This is a genomic window from Plantactinospora sp. WMMC1484 (assembly GCF_049315195.1).
Classification (GTDB): Bacteria; Actinomycetota; Actinomycetes; order Mycobacteriales; family Micromonosporaceae; genus Plantactinospora.
Genome location: NZ_CP186055.1, coordinates 5,423,326 through 5,443,749 on the forward strand (window position 1 = coordinate 5,423,326; position 20,424 = coordinate 5,443,749).

General features: G+C 72.0%; 19 protein-coding genes and 1 pseudogene. 7 read left to right on the forward strand and 13 right to left on the reverse strand.

Annotated features, from left to right (window positions below; all coding sequences use genetic code 11):
- Window positions 1-3: 3 nt before the first annotated feature.
- Complete coding sequence (locus ACN28C_RS23585) at window positions 4-771, reverse strand: DUF899 family protein (protein WP_422769703.1); 768 nt, start codon at window positions 769-771, stop codon at window positions 4-6.
- 428 nt (window positions 772-1,199) lie between these two features.
- Between ACN28C_RS23585 and ACN28C_RS23590 the strand changes: the two genes are divergently transcribed.
- Window positions 1,200-2,621: a glycosyl hydrolase family 18 protein gene (locus ACN28C_RS23590; protein WP_422769704.1), complete on the forward strand. Its 1,422-nt coding sequence runs from the start codon at window positions 1,200-1,202 to the stop codon at window positions 2,619-2,621.
- 53 nt (window positions 2,622-2,674) lie between these two features.
- Here ACN28C_RS23590 and ACN28C_RS23595 read toward each other — a convergent pair whose 3' ends face one another.
- The 11 genes and pseudogenes from ACN28C_RS23595 to ACN28C_RS23645 all read right to left on the reverse strand — a co-directional run bounded on the left by ACN28C_RS23595 (window position 2,675) and on the right by ACN28C_RS23645 (window position 12,709).
- Window positions 2,675-4,081, reverse strand: coding sequence for a hypothetical protein (locus tag ACN28C_RS23595; protein ID WP_422769705.1), 1,407 nt, complete (start codon window positions 4,079-4,081; stop codon window positions 2,675-2,677).
- Window positions 4,078-4,587 carry a SigE family RNA polymerase sigma factor gene (locus ACN28C_RS23600; protein WP_422769706.1) on the reverse strand — a complete coding sequence of 170 codons (510 nt, stop codon included), beginning with the start codon at window positions 4,585-4,587 and terminating at the stop codon, window positions 4,078-4,080. Before ACN28C_RS23600 ends, ACN28C_RS23595 begins: the two co-directional genes overlap by 4 nt.
- A 213-nt stretch (window positions 4,588-4,800) precedes the next feature.
- Window positions 4,801-5,898 carry a GDSL-type esterase/lipase family protein gene (locus tag ACN28C_RS23605; protein ID WP_422769707.1) on the reverse strand — a complete coding sequence of 366 codons (1,098 nt, stop codon included), beginning with the start codon at window positions 5,896-5,898 and terminating at the stop codon, window positions 4,801-4,803.
- Between the two features lie 190 nt (window positions 5,899-6,088).
- Window positions 6,089-7,510 (reverse strand): BNR repeat-containing protein, encoded by a 1,422-nt coding sequence (locus ACN28C_RS23610; protein ID WP_422769708.1) that lies wholly within the window; start codon window positions 7,508-7,510, stop codon window positions 6,089-6,091.
- Between the two features lie 111 nt (window positions 7,511-7,621).
- Window positions 7,622-7,939, reverse strand: coding sequence for an antibiotic biosynthesis monooxygenase family protein (locus tag ACN28C_RS23615; protein ID WP_422769709.1), 318 nt, complete (start codon window positions 7,937-7,939; stop codon window positions 7,622-7,624).
- Window positions 7,940-8,036: 97 nt separating this feature from the next.
- The gene (locus ACN28C_RS23620) at window positions 8,037-9,269 is read right to left on the reverse strand and encodes a beta-ketoacyl synthase N-terminal-like domain-containing protein (protein WP_422774786.1); all 1,233 of its coding nucleotides are present in this window, start codon (window positions 9,267-9,269) and stop codon (window positions 8,037-8,039) included.
- Between the two features lie 56 nt (window positions 9,270-9,325).
- Window positions 9,326-10,597 (reverse strand): beta-ketoacyl-[acyl-carrier-protein] synthase family protein, encoded by a 1,272-nt coding sequence (locus tag ACN28C_RS23625; RefSeq protein WP_422769710.1) that lies wholly within the window; start codon window positions 10,595-10,597, stop codon window positions 9,326-9,328.
- 140 nt (window positions 10,598-10,737) lie between these two features.
- Window positions 10,738-11,115, reverse strand: a pseudogene (locus tag ACN28C_RS23630) (cupin domain-containing protein); the annotation flags it as partial.
- A gap of 67 nt (window positions 11,116-11,182) precedes the next feature.
- Entirely contained in the window at window positions 11,183-12,013 is an 831-nt protein-coding gene (locus tag ACN28C_RS23635) for an SRPBCC family protein (protein ID WP_422769711.1), read from the reverse strand.
- 67 nt (window positions 12,014-12,080) lie between these two features.
- Window positions 12,081-12,218 carry a hypothetical protein gene (locus ACN28C_RS23640; RefSeq protein ID WP_422769712.1) on the reverse strand — a complete coding sequence of 46 codons (138 nt, stop codon included), beginning with the start codon at window positions 12,216-12,218 and terminating at the stop codon, window positions 12,081-12,083.
- A gap of 146 nt (window positions 12,219-12,364) precedes the next feature.
- Complete coding sequence (locus ACN28C_RS23645) at window positions 12,365-12,709, reverse strand: TcmI family type II polyketide cyclase (RefSeq protein ID WP_422769713.1); 345 nt, start codon at window positions 12,707-12,709, stop codon at window positions 12,365-12,367.
- A 598-nt stretch (window positions 12,710-13,307) separates the two neighbouring features.
- Between ACN28C_RS23645 and ACN28C_RS23650 the strand changes: the two genes are divergently transcribed.
- The 4 genes from ACN28C_RS23650 to ACN28C_RS23665 all read left to right on the forward strand — a co-directional run bounded on the left by ACN28C_RS23650 (window position 13,308) and on the right by ACN28C_RS23665 (window position 17,148).
- Window positions 13,308-14,099 carry an AfsR/SARP family transcriptional regulator gene (locus ACN28C_RS23650; protein WP_422774787.1) on the forward strand — a complete coding sequence of 264 codons (792 nt, stop codon included), beginning with the start codon at window positions 13,308-13,310 and terminating at the stop codon, window positions 14,097-14,099.
- 284 nt (window positions 14,100-14,383) lie between these two features.
- Entirely contained in the window at window positions 14,384-14,758 is a 375-nt protein-coding gene (locus ACN28C_RS23655) for a TcmI family type II polyketide cyclase (RefSeq protein ID WP_422769714.1), read from the forward strand.
- Window positions 14,759-14,766: 8 nt separating this feature from the next.
- Window positions 14,767-16,116: an FAD-dependent oxidoreductase gene (locus tag ACN28C_RS23660; protein WP_422769715.1), complete on the forward strand. Its 1,350-nt coding sequence runs from the start codon at window positions 14,767-14,769 to the stop codon at window positions 16,114-16,116.
- Between the two features lie 105 nt (window positions 16,117-16,221).
- Window positions 16,222-17,148 carry a bifunctional helix-turn-helix transcriptional regulator/GNAT family N-acetyltransferase gene (locus ACN28C_RS23665; protein ID WP_422769716.1) on the forward strand — a complete coding sequence of 309 codons (927 nt, stop codon included), beginning with the start codon at window positions 16,222-16,224 and terminating at the stop codon, window positions 17,146-17,148.
- 54 nt (window positions 17,149-17,202) lie between these two features.
- Here the strand turns inward: ACN28C_RS23665 and ACN28C_RS23670 are convergent, their stop codons facing one another.
- Entirely contained in the window at window positions 17,203-18,240 is a 1,038-nt protein-coding gene (locus ACN28C_RS23670) for a LacI family DNA-binding transcriptional regulator (RefSeq protein ID WP_422769717.1), read from the reverse strand.
- Window positions 18,241-18,580: 340 nt separating this feature from the next.
- Between ACN28C_RS23670 and ACN28C_RS23675 the strand changes: the two genes are divergently transcribed.
- On the forward strand, window positions 18,581-19,549 hold the full coding sequence (locus ACN28C_RS23675) for a PmoA family protein (RefSeq protein WP_422769718.1): 969 nt from the start codon (window positions 18,581-18,583) through the stop codon (window positions 19,547-19,549).
- Window positions 19,546-20,409, forward strand: a complete 864-nt coding sequence (locus ACN28C_RS23680) for a cupin domain-containing protein (protein WP_422769719.1) — start codon at window positions 19,546-19,548, stop codon at window positions 20,407-20,409. Before ACN28C_RS23675 ends, ACN28C_RS23680 begins: the two co-directional genes overlap by 4 nt.
- Window positions 20,410-20,424: the final 15 nt, after the last annotated feature.

The following is a 20,424-nucleotide window of genomic DNA, read 5'->3' on the forward strand; positions in this document are numbered from 1 at the left end:
CGGTCAGTGGCGGTGCGCCGGGCCATGATCAGGTGAGACGCCGAGGTCGTCGTCGCGTCCGGCCCTGATCCGCGACCACTGGGCGGTCGGGCGGCCGTCCAGCCGGAACTGACCGCCTCTGGCATCCCAACGCTGCGGCCAACCCTCCGGAGAGTCCTCCCAGAACTCCTGGCGGCCGTATACGGTCAGATCCAGCAGTCCGTACGACGGTGCCATCACTTCGTTGCCGCGACCGGTGGTCCAGTAGGTCTCGTAGACCCTGTCATCGTCTCGGAGATAGCTGACCAGGATGCCGAAGTGCCGGCCTGCGACCAGGCGGTCCACGGCTTCCTCCGGCACGGAGTACCAGGGAACCGTCCAGCCCATGAAGTCGCGGTAGCGTGAACTCTCGTCGTACGGCCCCTGGCAGAGGGTCGCATAGCTGACGTCCCGCGAGTGCAGGTAGGACAGCTCGTTGATGTGGGCCGTGGAGAAGGTGCAGCCCTCGCACTGCTGCGCCGCGACCCTGCCGGCGTGCCACATCTGATAGTAGGCGACCAGTTGGGACCGGCCGTCGAAGATGTCGATCAGCGGCACGGGACCGTCTGCTCCGACCAGCGGAGTCTGCGGATCGACTTCGACCATCGGCAGCCGACGGCGTTCGGCGGCCAGCGCGTCCCCGGCCCTGGTATGGGCCTTCTCCTTGACCCGGAGTACGTCGATCTCGGTCTGCCAGGTCTGCCGATCGACGATCTGTGGGAGAGGGCGTTCCATCGCTGGCGTCTCGGTCATGCGAACCTGTCTAGCCCAGTGGAGTGCACGGCACAACACCCCTTCAACCGATCGTGATCGGCCACTGGCGCCGACACGCCCGAGGCCCGTGCCGCCGGACGGCCCGAGGCTCAGGACTGCGAACCGCGCCCGCCGTGGGCGGATTCGGAGTGTGCGGGCGCTTGCCCAGTTGCCGCCAGTCGGACTCGGCGACCTCGATGTCGTAGCGCCTGGCCGCCGCCGTGATGTCGGGCAGACACCACCCGTCAGCGATGCATTGACATTATTAGTTAACTTTCCTAATGTTTCAGCAACTCAGCCACGTCGATCCCGACCCCGCCCCGACCGGTACGGCGCCGCACCCGCTGCCGTCGTCCCGGCAGCCGCGCGTACCCCCACGCCGGATCGGGGTCGAGTCGCTGAGGCGCCTGCGACAGAAGGGAACGTCGATGTCACCTACCAGGAGCGCCGAGCGGCCAGACCCGCCGGGACGCCGCCCCCGCGCCCGGTCCAGGTTCTTCACCGGAGTGCTCGCGCTCGCCACCGCAGCGGCCGGAACGGCGGTCGCGCTCGCCCCGCTCTCCCCCGCCGAAGCCGTCGTGCTGCCCAACAACTTCAAGAGCGTCGGTTACATGCCGAGCTGGGCCGGCGACATCAACTCGATCCAGTACAACAAGCTGACCCACATCAACTACGCGTTCGTGCTGCCCAACGCGAACGGCACACTGCGGGCGGTGGAGAATCCCAGCAAACTCTCCTCGCTGGTGTCACGGGCACACAGCAGCAACGTCAAGGTCTCGATCGCGATCGGCGGCTGGAACAACGGTGACGACTCCGCCTTCGAGTCGCTGGCCGCCAACTCCGGCAGCCGGACCACGTTCGTGAACAGCGTGATCAGCTTCGTCAACCAGTACAACCTGGACGGCGTCGACATGGACTGGGAGTATCCCGACCCGGGCACCTCGGCGAACAACTTCACCGCCCTCATGCAGCAGCTCAGCAGCCAGCTCCGCAGCCGGGGCAAGCTGCTCACCGCCGCTGTGGTCTCCGAGGGCGGCACCGTCAACGGCGTGCAGCCGGCCGTCTTCGGCTACGTCGACTGGCTCAACATCATGGCGTACGACGGCGGCAGCCCGCACGCCAACTACGACTGGTCGATCAACGCGGTCAACGGCTGGAAGGCGCGCGGCCTGCCGGCCGGCAAGGCGGTGCTCGGCGTACCCTTCTACAGCCGGCCCGGCTACTACACCTACTCGGCGCTGGTCGCGATGGACCCGGCCAACGCCAACCGGGACTGCACCACGGCGGGCGGTGCCCAGCAGTGCTACAACGGCATCCCGACGGTCAGGCGCAAGACCCAGTGGGCGCTGGCAAACGCCGGCGGGATGATGAACTGGGAGCTGTCCCAGGACACCAACAACTCCACCTCGCTGGTCAGCGCCATCTACGACACGGTGATGGGCGGCGGCACTCCCCCGCCCGGCGGCCGGACCGGCCAGATCACCGGCATCGGCGGCAAGTGCGTTGACGTCGCCGCCGCGTCCAGCGCGAACGGCGCGGCGATCCAGCTCTACACCTGCAACGGCACCAACGCGCAGCAGTGGACGGTCGGCACCGACGGCACCCTGCGGGCGCTCGGCAAGTGCGCCGACATCACCGCCGCCGCGACCACCAACGGCGCCAAGGTGCAGCTCTACGACTGCAACGGCACCGGCGCGCAGGTGTGGCAGGCACAGAGCAACGGCACACTCCGCAACCCGGCCTCCAACAAGTGCCTGGACGCCACCGACAACAGCTCGGCCGACGGCACCCGGCTGCAGATCTGGGACTGCTTCGGCGGCGCCAACCAGGTCTGGCGGCTGCCGGCCTGATCCCGGCACCGCATCCGGCCCGGCCGCCACGAGCGGCCGGGCCGGACGGCTGTTCACTCCCGGTCCCAGGCGTTGACGGTGAAGCCGTCCTGCGACTCACCCGCCACCTCGCCGGTGCCGACCGGCGTGCCCGCGGCGTCGCGCGCCTCCAGGGTGATCCCCTCAAGGTCCGGCACCGTGAGCAGCAGTGCGTCGCCGGTGACCGTCCCGCTCGCCATCTCCTGCCCGTCGCGCACCGCGCGGACCGTCCGCGATCCGGCCGGGGCGATCACCAGAAGGGTGCTGGTTCCGTCGAGCCGCACGGCAACCAGCGACCCGGGATGGGTCGGGTCGGTCCGGTTGTCGAAATCGACCCTGGCGCCGAGAATGTTGTCGGGGCCCCGCTCGTCGTACTCCACTATCACCTGGCCGGCCCATTCACCGTCGGCCGCTGGCGCGGCCACCACGGAGACGCTGCCGTCGTAGCGGCCGGACGGGCTGCCCTGGATGCGACCGGCCCAGACGAGGCCCGGCAGGGCGGTGACGCGGTTTCCCAAGGTTTCGGCCGCCATACCGAGATCCCGGCGTACCCACTCCCCGTCCGCCGTGCCGCGGGCGCCGGCGACAGCCGTCGCGGCCTGCTCGTCGGTGAGTGCGGTCGTCACGGCGACGGGCGCGGCGAGCCTGGCCCGGACGACGCCCGCACAGGTGATCTGCCACCATTCGGCACGGTGACTGCCGGGCGGGCGGACGAGGTAGTCCCCGGTCGGTTCGGGGCTCCACCGTGGCGCCGGCCCGGTCAGCTCCGCCACCGGGGCGGTGGAGAAGTCGCATCCCTCGGGTGCCACGGAGACGTGCAGCAGTTCGTCGGGGCGGGTGAGGTCGCCGAAGGTGAACTCTTCGTGTGGCGCCAGCCCGTCACTGGCGCTGCGCCCGGCCGAGGCGCGCCCCAGCTCCTGCGGGCCGGCGCCGGCCGGCGCCACGAACCAGTGCGCGGCGTTCACCCACTGGGTGCCCGGGTCCGGCGCCGCGCGAACGAACGCGGCCAGTGCGACACGGTACGGCCCGACATCGTCGACGAAGAGCACCCGCACCTCCCGGACCGGGACGGTGAGCCGCTCGAACCGGCCGGCCGCCTGTTCCGCGCGCAGTGACTCGGCGAGCGCGGCGACGTACCCGGCGTCCCGACCAACGGCACCCCGGGGCGGCGAGTCCACCAGCCGTTGCCCCCAGGCCACCATCCGCTGCCACCCGCCGGCCGGCTCGACGGCGACCGTGTCGGGGCCACCGCCCTGCCCGCGGAGTGCGACGGCGGCACCGGTGCTGGCGACGACGGCGACCGCGCAGAGACCCGCGGCCACCGCGCGCCGCCGCCGGGATCGCCGGTGCCGGGCGAGCACCCGGGCGTACGGGTCGGGCTCGGGCCTGAGGCCCTCGCTCATCTCGGTCAGTGCACGGCTGACCCGCTCGTCGAGCATCATCGCTCCGCTCCTGTCGCGTCCATCGGTCGAGGTGTCGGGCTCAGCACGTCCCGGAGCCGGGCGAGGCCCCGGGAGGCGTGGCTCTTCACGGAGCCGACGGAACAGTCGAGGGTTCTGGCCACCTCCGCCTCCGGCAGGTCGGCCACGTACCGCAGCACGATGACGGCCCGGGTACGCCGGGACAGCCGCCGCATCGCCTGGCCCAGCGCCTCGTGCTCGACCACCCGGTCGGCGACGTCCCGCCCCGGCCGCTCCGGCAGGTCTCCGGTCAGCACCTCGACCCCCCGGTAGCGCCGCCACGACGTGATGTGCTGGTTGACCATCACCCGGCGCAGATACGGCATCGGATCGTCGATGCGTTGCCAGCGCCGCATCACCTTGACCAGCGCGGTCTGCAGGAGATCCTCCGCCTCCTGCGCCGATCCGGTCAGGTGGTAGGCCAGCCGCAACAGATCCATGTATCGCGTCTCGACGAACTCCTTGAATCCGCCGTCGTCCGCTGTCATAACTCTCCGCTCCCGTCACCTATCCTCGATGACCTGAGATGGGAAGCGAAGGTTGAGGGTCGGTGGAAACTGATTTCCGGCGCCGCCTCCAGCGCGTCTTTCCTGCGCCGTTGCCAGCGCGTCCGGCGGCGGTCACCGGCAGGCGGCGACCCCACCCGCCCGGGGGAGATCAGCGCTGTCCGGGCGGGCGGGTCGCGGAACGGTGCCCGGTAATCAGCGGGCCGCGCAGCTCGGTGTGAGCCCGGCCGCGCTGCCGGTGCCCTGGAAGCCGAACTCCGTCGACTGGCCGGGCGCGATCCGGCCGTTGTAGCTCACGTTCGTGAACTCGACGGCGCCGCTGTTGCCGCTGCGTTGGGCGTTCCAGGCGTTCGTGACGGTCACGCCGCCGGGCAGGGTGAGGCCGACGGTCCAGCCCGTGGTGCCGGCCGAGCCGGCGGTGACGCGTACCGTCGCGACGAAGCCGCCGTTCCAGGAGTTGAGCGAGACCGAGGCCGCGCAGCCGGCCGGCGGGTTCGTCGGAGGGGTCGTCGGAGGGGTCGTCGGCGGATTCGTGGGACCGCCGGTCGGCGGGGTGGTGGGCGTCGGGGTCGGCGTGGTGCCGCCGTCGGTCAGGCTGCTCGGCACGGCCAGCAGGGCGTTGTACCAGGTCGTGGCCATCTTGCTGTAGCCGGTCGCGTTCGGGTGGATCCCGTCGGCCAGGTCGGCGGCGGTGAGCGCGGAGTACATGTTGACCAGGTACACCTGGCGGCCGGCGTTGGCCCGGGTCTGCACGATCTGCGGGATGGCGGCGTTGAAACTGCGTACCTGGGCGTCCGTGCTCGCGGACCCGGCCGGCACGATCGTCGCCACGAAGAGCTTCGCGTTCGGGGCCGTGGTGGTGATCCGGTCGATCAGTGCGGCCAGCCGGTTCGGAGCGTTCGGCAGGTCGCGGTTCTGGAAGACGTCGTTGGTGCCGATGTGCAGCAGGATGGTCTGCGGCTGGAAGGTGGTGAGCCAACTGACGATGTTGGCGTCGATCTGGTCGATCCGCCAGCCGGAATGCCCCTCGTGGTCCCGGTCGCCGAGGCTCGCCGGCCCGTTGGCCTGGGAGCCGACGAAGTCGACGGTGTAGCCGCCGGCCACCACCTTCTGCCACAGGTCGATCCGGTACCCGCCGGGCACGTTGAAGCCGTCGGTGATCGAGTCGCCGAGCGGCAGCACCCGGACCCCGGCGGCCGCCTCCACCCGGTGCCCGCCCTGCAGCAGGATCGCCACCGTCACCAGCACGACCGCCAGCAGTGCGCCCGCGCACCGGCGAATGGTCGTGGTCATAGGCTCTCCACCTCTCAATGCATCCATGACCTTCAATTGGATTCATTGAAGTCCCCAGCGTCGCGGAACGGCGATCAGCCGCTCGCCGCAGCGACGAACGCACTGCCGGATGCGCCGGGCGGCGCGTTCGTCGCGGCGGTGCGGCAGAGCCGAGCTCCGGCAGGGCGGCGGCCGGCCCCGACCGACGTGATCAGCCGAGCCGGAAATCCACGACCCGGATCGGGGAGGGCGTACCGCCCCCGGAGGCGCGCTGGTAGAGGATCGACAGGACACCCTCGCTCTCCACCCGGGTCCGGTCCACCACCACCTCGCCGAAGGCGTTCAGCCCCGCGCCGTCGAAGCGTACGGTCCAGTCGGTGTAGCCGCTGGCCCGGCTGGCGGTGACGATCCGGCCGTACGGCAGCACGACGTAGGCGTTGTCGGCGGCGTCGAGCACGAGTTGGGAGCGGCCCATGGCGTTCAACGGCACCGGGATCTCCGTCTTGCGCCAGGTCCCGGACGAGTTGCGGAAGAGGTGGAAGGCCCGGCCGTTGGCGCGGCGCGCCGAGGCGTACGAGGTGACGCACGAGGTGAACCGGCCCGGTACGTAACTGATCACCACGTGCGGGTTGCCGGCCGAGTCGACGTCCTGACTCTCCTGGTTGATCAGCCCGTGGTTCGGCGGCAGCGGATCGACCACCAGCCCGGGGCTGGAGATCGACACCAGGTTGCCCGAGTTGGTGGTGCCGACGAGGCTCCCGGCGTTGTTGCGCCAGGTGCGGCCCTGGTCGTCGCTGTAGACGTAGCCGGTGTCGTGGTTGGTCAGCCCGCCGCTGTTGCAGGTGACCGCCGAGTTCCCCTCCCGCCAGGTGAACGCGGCGTGCAGCCGGCCACCCGGCCCGTAGGTCAGCCCGTGCAGGTACATGTTCCGGGTGGTGCTGGTGGCACCGTTCGCGCCGTACGACCCGGTCGCCGACTGCCAGCGGCCGAGCCGGCGCCAGGTGGAGCCGTCGTACTCGGCGAGTTCGTTGGTGCCGTTGCCGGAGCGCCCGGTCCGGTAGCTGAGCTGGAGCCGGTTGCCGGGTGAGAGCCGGAACTGCGGATAGGTGATCATGCCGAGCCCGACCCCGTCCAGGCCGCGCTGCACCGCCCCGAACCGACCGGCCTGCCAACCGCGCGAGGCTGGCGAGGAGACGAGTCCGGCCTCGGACTTCACGTAGTAGATCTCGCTGTCGTGGGTGTCCATCGCGACGTGCAGCCGCCCGTCACCGGGCGATATGCCGAGCGAGATCGAGTTGTGCGAGTCGTTCGTGCTCAGCCGGTGCGGCAGCGCGACGCCCTGCCAGGCTCCGGACGGCAGTTGCCGGCGGGCCACCACCGCCGCCCGGGAGGCGGTGTACCAGGCCGCATACTGGTAGCCGGCGTGGCTGACGATGCCGTCGGCGTACGACGCGTTGTTGACCAGCCCGTCGTAGGAGACGAAGTAGAGCGCGGCCGGGTCGAGTTCGGTGTCGCCGAGCCGGGTCACCCCCGGGGCCGCCGCCGCCGGACCCGGCTGGGCCAGCACCCCGACGAGGATGCCGAGCACGACCGACGCCGCCAGGGCGGCTCGCCGGGAGGACGGGGCGGGCATGGCTGCTCCCTCGGGCCGGGCGCCATCGGGCGCTCGTCGATGAATGGATTCAATTTACATCCATACACATCGATCGGGAAGCGGTCAGCCGGAACGCGGGAATGACCGGCGTCAGGAGGGGCGGCGGGCCGAGGTCTCCTCCCGGACCACGAACCGGACCGACCTGGCCTCGGTGATGCAGGCGCGCAGCGGTGCGGCGAGTTCGCGGTGCCCCGGGCTGCGCTCCCACGCCTCGAAGTGGGCCAGCGACGCCCACTCGCTGGTGATCAACCACTGCTCGGCGTCGCTCGACGCCTGACACACCTGGTCCACCAGGTGCCCCGGCACGCCCCCGGCGACCTGGTAACGGATCTGCTCGTACGCCTTCAGGAAGTCCTCGGTACGCTCGTGCGGCACCGTGATCAGAAACAGCACCCTGGCCTTTGGCATGCCGGTCGTCCTTTCCACTCTCCCGGACCACGCCGGTGGGCTCTCGGCAGCGCACCGGTAGGCGCTCCCGGGCAGCACGTCACCTGCTCGGTCGGCGCTACGCCGGGCCGCGCCGAAGTAGCACGGCGCTGTTGAAACCGTCGAAGCCGCGCGCGCCGACGAGTGCGACGTCCACCCGACGGGGTCCGGACTCCCGGACGAAGTCCAGCTCACAACCGGGCGCCGGCCGGTCCAGCCCAGCCGTCGGCGGCAGCACGCCGTGCCAGATGCTCAGCAGCGCGGTCGCCACGTCCAACGCCGACCCGCCCTGGTGTGCCCGCCCGACCAGCGGCTTCTGTGTGGTCACCGGCGGTGGCTGCGCCCCGAAGACCGCCCGCAGCGCCTCGGCCTCGCTGCGGTCGTAGCGGGGCACTCCCAACGCGTCCGGGAAGACCACGTCGACCTCGGCCGGGTCCACTCCGGCCCGGTCCAGCGCCAGCCGCATCGCCCGGCCGTACTGCGCCGGGTCCCCGGCCGCGCGCCGGTCGGTGTGCCGGGCGTCGTGGCTGGCGCCCCAACCGGCCACCTCGGCATAACCGCTCCGCACCCCCCGGGCCCGGGCATGTTCGAGATCCTCCACCACGAAGACCGCCCCGCCCTCGCCCGGCACGTAGCCGCTGGCCGCCACGTCGAACGGCCGGTACGCCAGCCCCGGTTCCGGGCAGCTACTCACCAGGCCGCTGCGGATCTGGCAGGTCAGCGCGTACGGGCTCAGCGGGCACTCGGTGCCGCCGGCCAGCACCACCGGTGTGCCGCGCCGGATCATCCGTACCGCGTGTGCCAGGCTGTCCAGCCCGCCGGCGGACTCGGCGGCCAGCACCCCGCAGGGCCCCTTGAACTGGTGACGGATGGAGAGCTGACCGACGCTAGCGGCGTAGAACCAGGCGATCGACTGGTACGCCCCGACCGTCCGGGCCGGCCCGCGCCAGAGCCGCTGCAGCTCGCGCTGACCGAAGAGGTTGCCGCCGGAGGAACTCGCCAGGGTGACCGCGTACCCGTAGGGATCGCCGGCAACCTCCGGCAGCCCGGCGTCGGCGAGTGCGAGCCGGGCCGCCGCAAAGCCGAGGTGGGTCCACCGGTCGGTCTGCACCAGTTGCCGGTTGTCGGCGTAGTGCAGCGCGTCGAAGTCGGCCACCTCGCCGGCCAGCCGGCTCGGATAGCGCTCCGGCTCGAAGAGGGTGATCCGGCCGATCCGGTTCTGCCCGGCCAGTACGCACTTCCAGTGCGCCTCGCTGCCGATTCCGCTCGGCGCGACCACCCCGATGCCGGTGATCACGGCCCGGCCGCTCAACGGACCGGAGTCGCCCGCCCGGCCGGTCACCGGACCGGCATCGCCCGCCCGCCCGGTCACCGGTCGGCTCCGGCGAACCGGGTGAAGACCATCGCCGACTGGAACCCGCCGAAGCCGCTGCCGACCGAGAGCGCCACCCGCACCGGCAGCTCCCGGGCGGTGTTCGGGGTGTAGTCCAGGTCGCATTCGGCGTCCCGGTTGGCCCAGTTGGCGGTCGGCGGCACCACGCCGTGCTCGATGGCGAGCGCGCAGGCCGCCATCTCGATCGCGCCGATCGCCCCGAGCGAGTGCCCGACCATCGACTTGATCGAACTGATCGGCACCCGGTACGCCGCCGCGCCCAGCGCCCGCTTGAAGGCAGCCGTCTCGTGCCGGTCGTTCTGCCGGGTGCCCGAGCCGTGCGCGCTGACGTAGGAGACGTCCGCGGGATCGCAGCGCGCCTGCCCCATCGCGTCGTCGATGGCGAGGGCCATCTCGACACCGTCCGGACGGAGGCCTGTCATGTGGTAGCCGTTGCTCCGGTTGGCGTAGCCGGCGGCCTCACAGTAGATCCGCGCCCCACGCCGCCGGGCGTGCTCCGTCTCCTCCAGGACGAGCACGGCAGCACCCTCGGCCAGCACGAACCCGTGCCGGTCCCGGTCGAACGGCCGCGAGGCGTGCGCCGGGTCCTCGTTGTCGGGGGTGGTCGCCCGGATCGCGTCGAACGAGGCGACGGTGACCGGAGAGATCGGACTGTCCGAGGCACCGGCCAGCATCACGTCCGCCTCGCCGTCGGCGATGAGCTGCTGGGCGTACCCGATCGCGTCGATGCCGGACGTGCAGCCGGTGGAGACGACCTGGGCCGGGCCGTGCAGCCCGTGTCGGCAGGCGACGTCGGCGGCGAGGCTGCTCGGCATCAGGGCCTGGTAGAGGAACGGGCCGGCCCGGTCCGGGTCGACCAGCCAGTCGGCACCCGAGTCGCTGACCTGGACATATTCCCGTTCCAGCAGCATGGTGCCGCCCACCGCCGAGCCGAGCACCACTCCGGTGCGCTCCCGCGTGGCGTCGGACAGGTCCAGCCCGCTGTCGGCCACCGCCTCGATCGAGGCGGCCAGGGCGAACTGGACGTACCGGTCGGCGCGCTGCCGCTCCGGTACGCCGAGCCCGGCGCGGACCGGATCGAAGTCGCACTCGGCAGCCACCTGGGACCGGAACGGTGCAGGGTCGAAGAAGGTGATCCGGCGGGTCGCCGTGCGGCCGGCGGTGATCATCGCCCAGAACTCGTCCCGGGTCACCCCGCCGGGCGCGACCACCCCGATCCCGGTCACCACGCTTCGGCGCCGGTTCACGGTCCGGCCTCCGCCGACCCGGCCGACCCGGCCGGACCGCCGGTCGCCGCGCGACCCGCCGGCACACCGGCCGCGGTACGTCCGGCCGCAACACCCACCTCCGCACGCCCGGCCGGAACCACACCCGGTGCGGCGGCAGGTTCGGTGTCGACGTGCCCGAGTTCGGGGCGCGGTGCCAGCGGCCCGAGTTGGAAGACCACCTCGGCGGGCTCGTCGGCCACGTTGCGCAGCCGGTGCCGCACGTTGACGGCCACGTAGAGCCCTTCCCCGGTGCCGACCGGGACCGGCTCGTCGTCGAGGTCGACGACGATCGCTCCCCGAGCCACGTAGAGAAACTCCTCGCTGTACGGATGGTAGTGCTCGGCGATCCGCTCGCCCGGGGCGAGGTTCGCCACCCCGAGGAAGCCGGAGCCACTTCCCACCGTGCGCGGTCCGAGCAACACCCGGATCTCGCCGCCACGCCGTCGGTCCGGTGCGACGTCCCGGGCGGCCACCAGCCGCCGCACCGGCCCGGTCACCGCCGGCCCACTGGCATCCGGGTCACTCCCCACCGGTCCACTCACCGCGGGCTCACCCACCGCGGGCTCACTCACCGCCGGCTCCGGCGGTCGCTCCGGAGGCGGTGGCGGCCGGTGCCGACGCGGTGGACTCCAGTTCGGCGGCGATCCGCTCGATCCTGTCCCGGATGGTGTCCAACTGGATCCGGCTGTTGGCGTTGATCCGGTCGGTCATCTGGGCGGTGGTCAGGGGGGCCGTCGGACGCATCTCGAAGTCCTGGACCCAGGTCATCCGGGTGCCGCCCGGCACCTCGGCGTAACGCCAGTGGATGCGCATGAACTCGAAGGGTCCGGTCTCCACCCGGTGCGCGTGCACCTCCCCACGCTCCGGATCGGCGGTACGCTCGCTCACCCAGCTCCAGGTGACCCCGTTCTCGTCGGGATACATGGTCAACCGGAACCGTACGGTGTCGCCGCGCCGCTCGATGATCTCCACCGACTGGTATTCGGTGAAGAGCCCGGTCCAGCCCGCGACATCGTTGGTCAGCTCCCAGACCAGGTGCGACGGGGCCGCGATCAGCACACTGTTCTCGGTGTGACCGGGCCGTCCGGCGGGCGGCCCGACCCCGGGGCCGCACTGCCGGGCCACCAGCTCGGCAACCTCCGTGACACTGAGCCGTCCGGCCTCCTCCGGCAGCTGCACCCGGTAACGGTCCGCCACCACCGCCTGCAGTTCGAGCAGCGCCAGCGAATCCATGCCGAGTTCCTCCAGGGAGGCGCCCGGCGTGGCGGCCGTGGCGGCCGCGTCCAGTCCACAGTGCCGGACCAGGATCGCGGTGATCTCCGCCACCGTCACCGGCGACACGGCCGGCTCCTGGGTCTGCCCGGTCGACGCCGGGTCCTGGTGCCTGACGGTCATCTCGTCCTCCTCGGATGGTTGGCGGTGCCGGGCGGGACGCCCCGGCGGACGGCGGCTACGCCCTCGACTACTGGCCCGCCCCGACCGGCGGCGGGTCCGCCCACTCGATCTCCAGTGCCGTGTCGCCGCTGCGCAGGTGGACCCGGCGTCGCGGCCCTGCGGTCTCGGCCACCAGCCGGCCCGCCTCGCGGCACAGCTCGACCACGTCGGCCGGTCCGGTTACCCAGAGACGTCGGGGTCGCGACGCAGCCGCGCGAGGTCGAGCAGTCTCGCAGGAACGGCGGCGAATCCACGGCTGCCGGTCGCGGCCGGCGTGCCCGGTGCGGTGCGCAACGGTCGAGACTCCCCCGGTCATCGTGAGACCCCGGCGACTCCGGCCGGCGCGTCCCAGCGGTAGAAGCACCGGGCCATGGCGTCGGCCGGTGTCCGCCAGGTCGCCAGGTAGGGCGTGACGTGCGGGGCGAGCCGCTCGCTGACCCTGGCGAACTCGGGGTGATGGCGCGCGTTCTCCACGGCGGCCGGGCCCGGACTCTCGGTCTCGATCAGGTGGACGTACAGGTCGTGCAGCCGGTACAGCGAGCGGTGCCGTACGCCCACCAGCCGGGGCAGCTCGGAGCGGTCCGACTCGGCGAAGATCTCCGCGACCTGCCCCTCGGCCGCCGGCACGACCTTTGCGACGATCAGTGAGCGATCCATGGCCAGCCTCCTGTGCGTCTCCCGCGTTCCGGATGGATGACACCGGTGCCGGGCCCGCGACAAGGGCCCTCCCCCACCTGCCCCCCGACAGCGACCTCGTCTCAACGACTGGTGACCACCCTGCCGACCGGGTGTCAACGGAGTGTCACTCGATCGCATACCGGCGCTCTCCGGCGCCGTGACGCTCCGGTGACGCCGGGCCGCCACAATGCCGACCGCGGCCCGGAAGGACGCGGCGGGACGGGTCTCGGATTGATCGGGAAGAGCCGCTTATGCGCAGCTCAGACCCCATAGAGCGGAGACGAACGGGTAGGTCGGATTGTCGACCAGCCGATTGACCGAGCGTAACTGTGATTGATAATCTTCGTCACGCTTCGTGGTGACAATTGGCACCTCGGGAACGATCGGCGGCTCGGGCGTGCCGCCGGAACGTCATCGGCATATCCGGGGATGCCGGTCCGGGCGGTCCGGCCAGAGCGGACCGGTAACCCGACGTCAGGGTGCGGGAGGGTGGGCGGTGACTACTGAGGGAAGCGCGTCGAGCGGCGCAGGTCACCATGCACCCTCTCCTCCCGCCGCGGCGCCGACGGGCGGGACGATCCAGCTCCTCCTGCTCGACGGGTTCAACCTGCTGCACGACGGGGTGCCGGTGGTCGTACCCCGAGGGCTGCAACGGATCATCGCGCTGGTCGGGTTGCGACCGGGAGCGACCCGCGCGCACCTGGCCGGTCTGCTCTGGCCCGACACCCCGGAGGAGCGCGCGATGTCGTCGCTGCGCACGGCGCTGTGGCGGCTGCGGCAGGAGGGCAGCTGCCCGGTGCTCACCGCCGGCGACACGGTCCGGCTCGACCCGCAGGTACGGCTGGACATCGACGAGCTGGTCTGCGCCGCCGACCGGGTACGCGACGACGGCGACCCCCGCTGGGCGACGAAGATCCGGGGAGCGGGGCGACACGACCTGCTCCCCGGCTGGTACGACGAGTGGGTCCTGCTGGAGCGGGAACGGCTGCGCCAGCTGCGGCTGCACATGCTGGAGGAGATCGCACGCAGCCACCTGCGCGCCGGCCAGCACGGCGATGCGCTGCAGGCCGCCCTCGAGGCGGTCCGAGCGGAACCGCTGCGGGAGACGCCGCATCGCCTGGTCGTCGAGATCCACCTCGACGAGGGCAATGCCTACGAGGCGCTCCAAGCCTTCTACGTCTACCGGGACCTGCTGCTCCGCGAGCTCCAACTGGAGCCGTCCGAGACAATGTGCGCCCTGCTCAGCGACCTGCTCGCGCCCATCTCCCGGCCTCCCGGTTCGCGCCCGTCCGGCATGCGCCCGTCGCCCGCGCAGACCGGGGCGTACCGCAACCGGCCGGCTCTGCCGGCGGTGCCGGGACGGCCCTGAGCCGGCGGTGCCGGGACGGCCCTGAGCCGGCGGTGCCGATACCACCTGAACCCGGGCGTTGGACGACGCCGCGGCGCGACGTCACCGGCCCGGCGCCGGACGATGCCGCGTTCTCATCGTGCCCCCGGCCGCGTCACCCCGGCGTCACCGCGGAACGGTGGCAACGACGGATCCCGGTGACGGCCGGTTGACGTCACGGGCGGGATGGTGCTCGACGGACGGCCGGCAGGTTGTCCGGCCGCACCGGGTCGGTGGGCCGAGCCCTAGCAGCAGTGGGAGTCGAGATGAATCGCGTCCTGATCGTGGGCAGGATCGTCCCGGGAACCGAGGAGGAGATCGCGAAGATCCTCGCCGAGGCCGACGGGACCGATCTGCACACCGTCACCGGTGTGCGGCACCGCTCGCTCTACCACCTCGACGACCTCTGCCTGCACCTGATGGAGACGGAGGATTCCGGGCCGGCCCGGTTGGAACAGGCGAACCGGCATCCGCTCTTCCTCAGTGTCACCCAGCGGCTGGGCGAGTTCATCTCGCCGTACTCGCCGACCTGGCGCTCGCCGCGCGACGCGATGGCCCGCTGCTTCTACCGCTGGGACGGCCCGGCTGGGATGACGACGGCCACGATCCCGCCGGCCAGCCCGGCCGGTGCTCCGAGCTGATCGCGCCGATGCCCAACAGACCGATCCGCGTACTCGTCATCGGTGCCGGAACCGGCGGCATGTGCCTGGCGCACGGCCTGCGGCGGGCCGGCATCGGCGTCGCCGTCTACGAGCGCCACCGCCACCGCAGCGACGGGCTGCTCGGCTACCGGGTCGGGATCAACCCGACCGGCTGCCGGGCGCTGCGGGAGTGCCTGCCCCCCGAGCTGTTCACCACGTTTCTCGCCACCTGCGCCCGACCACCCCGGTATTTCAACGTCTTCACCGGGCAGTTGCACCGGACGGCGTCCTTCGCGCTGCGCCCCGAGGCCGACCCGACCAGCATCGACCAGTCGGTCTCCCGGATGACGCTGCGCCAGGTCCTGCTGACCGGGATGGACGACGTGGTGCACTTCGGCAAGACCTTCACGCACTACGAGCGCCGCGACGACGGCCGGGTCACCGCGCACTTCGCCGACGGCAGCTCGGCCACCGGGGACCTGCTGATCGCCGCCGACGGCACCCACTCCGCCGTACGCCGGCAGTACCTGCCGCACGCCGAGGTGCGGGATGCCGGCAGCATCAACATCGCCAGCAAGATCCCGTTGACCGAGCAGACCCGGAGCCTGCTCACCGACGAGATGCACCGGGGCATTTCGCTGATCTTCGGAGCGGGCGGGGTGATGGGCGTACTGCACGTGATGGAGTTCAAGTGGGACCAGCGCGGCTCGGTCAAGCCCGGTGTCGGGGTCACCGAGGCCCGGCTCATCGGGCAGTGGCCAGGGCTGCTCTTCGACAACACCCGGGACTGCATCAACCTGATCGTCTGGAGCGCCGCCGACCGCTTTCCGCCGGACGTGCTGCAGTTGCGCGGCGAGCGCCTCGCCGAGGTCGCCCGCGCGCTGACCCGGAACTGGCATCCGCACCTGCGCGAACTGCTGCGGCACGCCGACCCAAACAGCGTCATTCCGATCAAGGTCGCCACGTCGGTCCCGCTCGAGCCCTGGCCCAGCAGCAACGTAACGCTGCTCGGCGACGCGATCCACACCATGACCCCGGGGCGCGGGGTGGGCGCCAACACCGCGTTGCGGGACGCCGCGCTGTTGCACCGGCAACTGGTCGCGGTCGCGGCCGGCGCCAAGCCGCTGCCGGCCGGGGTGGCGGACTACGAGACGGAAATGCTCCGGTACGGCTTCGCCCGGGTCGCCGACTCGCTGCGGACCAACGGCACCAACGGCGACGATCCGATCTACAAGCCGGTTATCGGCCGGCTCGCCATGCTGGGCGCGCGGGGCTATTTCAGCGTGACCAGCCGGCTCCCGCCGCTGCGCCGTCGCTTCGTCGACCAGCTGTACGACTACCGGGGTGCGGAGACCTGACAGGAGGCCGGGCGACCTAACCATTGACAGAGGCAACAGATTTGCTGAAATAGTCAAATGAGTTCATCTGTCGCGCCCGCTACGCCGGGCGGATCTTCGCCCGAGGTGTCCGGGACGCCCCTGGCCCCGCAGGCCGCCGCCGTACGCGACTTCAACCGCTTCTACACCCGGATCATCGGCGCGCTCGACGAGGGACTGGTCCGCACTCCCTTCTCGCTCACCGACGCCAGGGTGATCTACGAACTGGCCCAGCGTCCCGCCACCGAGGTGCCGGCGCTCCGCCGCGAACTGGCGCTGGACCCCGGTTACCTGAGCCGGATCCTCTCCCGGTTCGCCGCCGACGGCCTCGTCGAGCGGAGCCAGTCACCGGACGACGCGCGCCGCCAGGTGATCACGCTGACCGGGGCCGGGCGGGCCGCGTACCGCCTGCTGGACGAGCGCACCCAGACCGGGACCGAGGCGCTGCTCGGCCGGGTGCCCGAGGCCGACCGGGCACGGCTGGTCGAGGCGATGCGCACGATCCGTCAGGTGCTGGGCGGGGCGGCACCGCCCCGGGCGTACCTGTTGCGACCACTGCGGGCCGGCGACCTCGGCTGGGTGGTGCACCGGCACGGCGTCCGCTACGCCGAGGAGTACGACTGGGACGCCACCTTCGAGGCTCTGGTCGCCCGGATCGTCGCCGACTACGCCGAGCACCGCGACCCCGCCCGCGAGGCCGCCTGGATCGCCGAGGTCGACGGCGCACCTGCCGGCTCCGTCTTCTGCGTCCGGCGCGACGACGCGGTGGCCCGGCTCCGGCTGCTGCTGGTAGAGCCGGAGGCCCGGGGCATGGGCATCGGCAGCCGCCTGGTCGACGAGTGCCTGCGGTTCGCCCGCCGGGCCGGCTACCGCGAGATCATGCTCTGGACCAACGACATGCTCACCGACGCGCGGCGGATCTACGAGAAGGCCGGCTTCACGCGTCGCGACCAGTCGCCGCGCCGCAGCTTCGGCCACGACCTGGTGGAGCAGACCTGGTGGCGGCGGCTCTGAACCACTGCGGCGCGCGGGTCAGGTCGGGACGCACGGGTCAGGTCGGTGGGCGGGTCAAATCGTCGCGGGTGTGCTGTCCCGGACGACCACCTCGGCGCGGATCCGGCGTAGCCGGGGACGGTCGGCCGGGGGCTGCATGACGATCTCCAGCGCGGCGGCCCCGACCTCCTCCAGTGGCAGCCGCACCGTGGTGAGCGACGGTGTGACGTCCCGGAGCGTGACGATGTCGTCGAAGCCGGCCACCGCCATGCCGTGCGGCAGCGGCACCCCGTGGTCGCGCAGTGCGGAGATCGCCCCGACCGCCATCACGTCGTTGACAGCGAAGACACAACCGGCCTGCAGACCGGCGTCGAGCAGGTCCCGCATGGTGGCGTACCCGCCGTCCCGGGTGAACTCGCCGTGCACCACCCGCGTCCTCGGCAGCGCCACCCCGGCATCGGCGAGCCCGGCCCGGAACCCCGCGAGCCGGTCCCGGGCGGTGAGCAGGTGCCGGGGTCCGGCGAGTACGGCGAACCGGCGGTGCCCCAGCTCCACCAGCCGCCGGGCGAGCAGCCGCGCCCCCTCCCGGTTCTCCAGCAGCACCGTGTCGACGGGCAGGACGTGCTGGCTGATCAGCGCGACCCGGGCACCGGCCTCCTCGATGACCCGCAGCTCGCCGCCGAGCCGATCCCGCAGCGCCCGGTCGGTGCTCCGGCTGCCGGCCAGGATGACGGCGCGGGGCCGCTGGCCTCGCAGCGTCACCAGGTAGTCGAGTTCCCGTTCGGCCCGCCCCATCGTGCTGTACATCGTGACGATGCTGCGGTGGTGCTCGGCGGCGCGCATCACGCCGGCCGCGATGGACGAGAAGAACGGGTCGGCGATGTCGTGCACCAGCAGCCCGACCACGTTGCCACGCCCCCGGGCCATCGCCTGGGCCGGTGCGTGGGCGGAGTAGTTCAGCGCGGTCGCGGCGGCCAGCACCCGGTCGGTCAGATCCGGTCGGACCTGGCGGGTACCGCTGCCGTTGAGCACCCGTGACGCGGTCGCCACCGAGACGCCGGCCCGGTGGGCCACGTCCATCAGCGTGATGGTCCCGGACGAGCGCTTGGTCATGGCTGCGGCCCCGGAAACGTGTCGAGGTGGCGTGGCGGACCGGCGACCCTGCCGGCATCCGCACCCTACCGCCGGATCGCCCCGGTCCCGTCCGGTCGGTCCCGTCCGGCCGGTCCTGAACGGCCGGTCCTGAACGGCCGGTCCTGAACGGCCGGGCGATGGCTGGGCGATGGCTGGGTCGGCCCGGCTAGGCCGCCCGGCTAGGCCGCCCGGCTGGGCCGAAAACCTTTCAGGAGCTGCTGGATCTTGACGGGGCCAGGTGGAGGCGGTTAGCTCGGGAAAGCGGTTACCGGCCCGGGCCCCATGACCGTCACGCCCCTGGAAAGGCACCATCGCTCCCATGACCTCCCCGAACAACGCCGTGACCTCAGTGGAGAGCAGCAACCCGACCTCCCCGCACGGGGTCGCCGGCACGCTCACCGTCACCCACGAACACGGCCGCCACATCGTCGTACGCACCAGCGGGGTCGAGATCGCCACCTACGTGTACGACTCCGCCACGCCGGCCTTCGAGTCACCCAAGCCCTACCTGCACCCGCTACGTACCCTCGACGGAGCCTTGGTCTCGGCATACCGGCCCAACGACCACCGGTGGCACAAGGGGCTTCAGATGACCATCTCGCACCTGTCGGGGCAGAATTTCTGGGGCGGCAACTCGTACGTGCGCGACCGGGGCTACACCAGACTCGACACCGTCGGCCGGATGCGGCACGACGCGTTCGACCTCGTCGACGTCACCCCGACCGAGCTGACCCTGGTGGAGTCGCTGACCTGGATCACGTCGACCGGCGAACACTGGGTCGCCGAACGGCGGGAGCTGCGGTTCCACGGGGTGAACGCGGCGCGCGGCACCTGGATGCTCGACTTCCGCACCGAGCTGCGCAACATCCGCGGCGCGGAGCTGCGGGTCGGCAGCCCGACCACGCACGGCCGGCCGAACGCCGGCTACACCGGCTTCTTCTGGCGAGGGCCGCGCGGCTGGACCGGCGGCGAGATCGTCACCGCCGACGGCGGCGGCCCGGAGTGCATGGGCCGGCAGTCGCCCTGGCTGGCGTACACCGCCGAGCACGACGAGGTGGACGGCGGCGGCACCGTGCTCGTCTTCGCCGGCACCTCCAGCGCGCCGGTCCCGCTGAGGTGGTTCGTCCGCAACACCCCGTTCCCCGCCGTCAACCCGTCGCCCGCCTTCGACGAGGAGGTGGTGCTCGCCCCCGACGAGACCCTCCGGCTCGCCCACCGGGTGGTCTTCGCCGACCGGGCGTGGGAGCGGGCCGAGATCGAGACCTTCGCCGCGGAGCACGCGCCGTGACCGCCGACGCCGCCGGCGGCGGCGGCACCCCACCGGCGGCGTCGGCCGGCAGTAGCACCCCGCCGGCAGCGTCCGACAGTGCCGCGCTGCCGCCATTCCCCGGGGCCGTCGGCATCACCAACCTGCGGGTCTATCCCTGGCAGACCGACGACGGGCTGCACGGCGGCACGCCGCACGTGCACCTCTGCTGCACCGAGTGCTACATCGTGGTCGGTGGTCGGGGACGGTTGCAGACCCTGACCGCGCGCGGCTTCGCGGAATCGCCGCTCGGCCCGGGTGACGTGCTCTGGTTCACCCCCGGCACCATCCACCGGGCGGTGAACGACGACGGCGCGCTCCAGGTGGTCGTCGTGATGCAGAACAGCGGACTGCCGGAGGCCGGGGACGCCGTGCTCACCCTGCCGCCGGAGCAGCTCGCCGACCCGGCGACGTACCGGCGGGCGGTCGCGCTGACCGGCCGCGACGGCACCGGCCCGCCCTCCGCCGAGCGGGCGCGGGCCCGCCGGGACCTCGCCATCGAGGGGTTCACCGAACTCCGCCGCCGGTGTGCGGCCGGCGACACCCGCGCGCTCGACGACTTCTACACGGCGGCCGCCGCCCTGGTACGCCCACAGCTCGACGCCTGGCAGGCCCGGTGGGAGCAGGGGCCGGCGGCGGTGAGCCGGCAGACCGGGGCACAGCTGGACGCCCTGCGTCGCGGCGACCACCGCCACCTCTTCGAGGCAGCCGTCGGCCGGATCAGTCAACCGGAGCAGACGACGCTGGGCATGTGCGGCTTCCTCTCCGCGTACGACCCCCACCGCCCCTCCCCTGCGACGACCACCGCGCCGGGCACGCCCGAGCGGCCCGCCACCGACTGAGCACAGCCCCCGGAA

Excerpts from the sequence above, each read along its gene's own strand:
- ACN28C_RS23585 (WP_422769703.1), bottom strand. The coding sequence starts at position 771 with ATGACCGAGACGCCAGCGATGGAACGCCCTCTCCCACAGATCGTCGAT.
- ACN28C_RS23590 (WP_422769704.1), top strand. The coding sequence starts at position 1,200 with ATGTCACCTACCAGGAGCGCCGAGCGGCCAGACCCGCCGGGACGCCGC.
- ACN28C_RS23595 (WP_422769705.1), bottom strand. The coding sequence starts at position 4,081 with ATGATGCTCGACGAGCGGGTCAGCCGTGCACTGACCGAGATGAGCGAG.
- ACN28C_RS23600 (WP_422769706.1), bottom strand. The coding sequence starts at position 4,587 with ATGACAGCGGACGACGGCGGATTCAAGGAGTTCGTCGAGACGCGATAC.
- ACN28C_RS23605 (WP_422769707.1), bottom strand. The coding sequence starts at position 5,898 with ATGACCACGACCATTCGCCGGTGCGCGGGCGCACTGCTGGCGGTCGTG.
- ACN28C_RS23610 (WP_422769708.1), bottom strand. The coding sequence starts at position 7,510 with ATGCCCGCCCCGTCCTCCCGGCGAGCCGCCCTGGCGGCGTCGGTCGTG.
- ACN28C_RS23615 (WP_422769709.1), bottom strand. The coding sequence starts at position 7,939 with ATGCCAAAGGCCAGGGTGCTGTTTCTGATCACGGTGCCGCACGAGCGT.
- ACN28C_RS23635 (WP_422769711.1), bottom strand. The coding sequence starts at position 12,013 with ATGACCGTCAGGCACCAGGACCCGGCGTCGACCGGGCAGACCCAGGAG.
- ACN28C_RS23645 (WP_422769713.1), bottom strand. The coding sequence starts at position 12,709 with ATGGATCGCTCACTGATCGTCGCAAAGGTCGTGCCGGCGGCCGAGGGG.
- ACN28C_RS23655 (WP_422769714.1), top strand. The coding sequence starts at position 14,384 with ATGAATCGCGTCCTGATCGTGGGCAGGATCGTCCCGGGAACCGAGGAG.
- ACN28C_RS23660 (WP_422769715.1), top strand. The coding sequence starts at position 14,767 with ATGCCCAACAGACCGATCCGCGTACTCGTCATCGGTGCCGGAACCGGC.
- ACN28C_RS23670 (WP_422769717.1), bottom strand. The coding sequence starts at position 18,240 with ATGACCAAGCGCTCGTCCGGGACCATCACGCTGATGGACGTGGCCCAC.
- ACN28C_RS23675 (WP_422769718.1), top strand. The coding sequence starts at position 18,581 with ATGACCTCCCCGAACAACGCCGTGACCTCAGTGGAGAGCAGCAACCCG.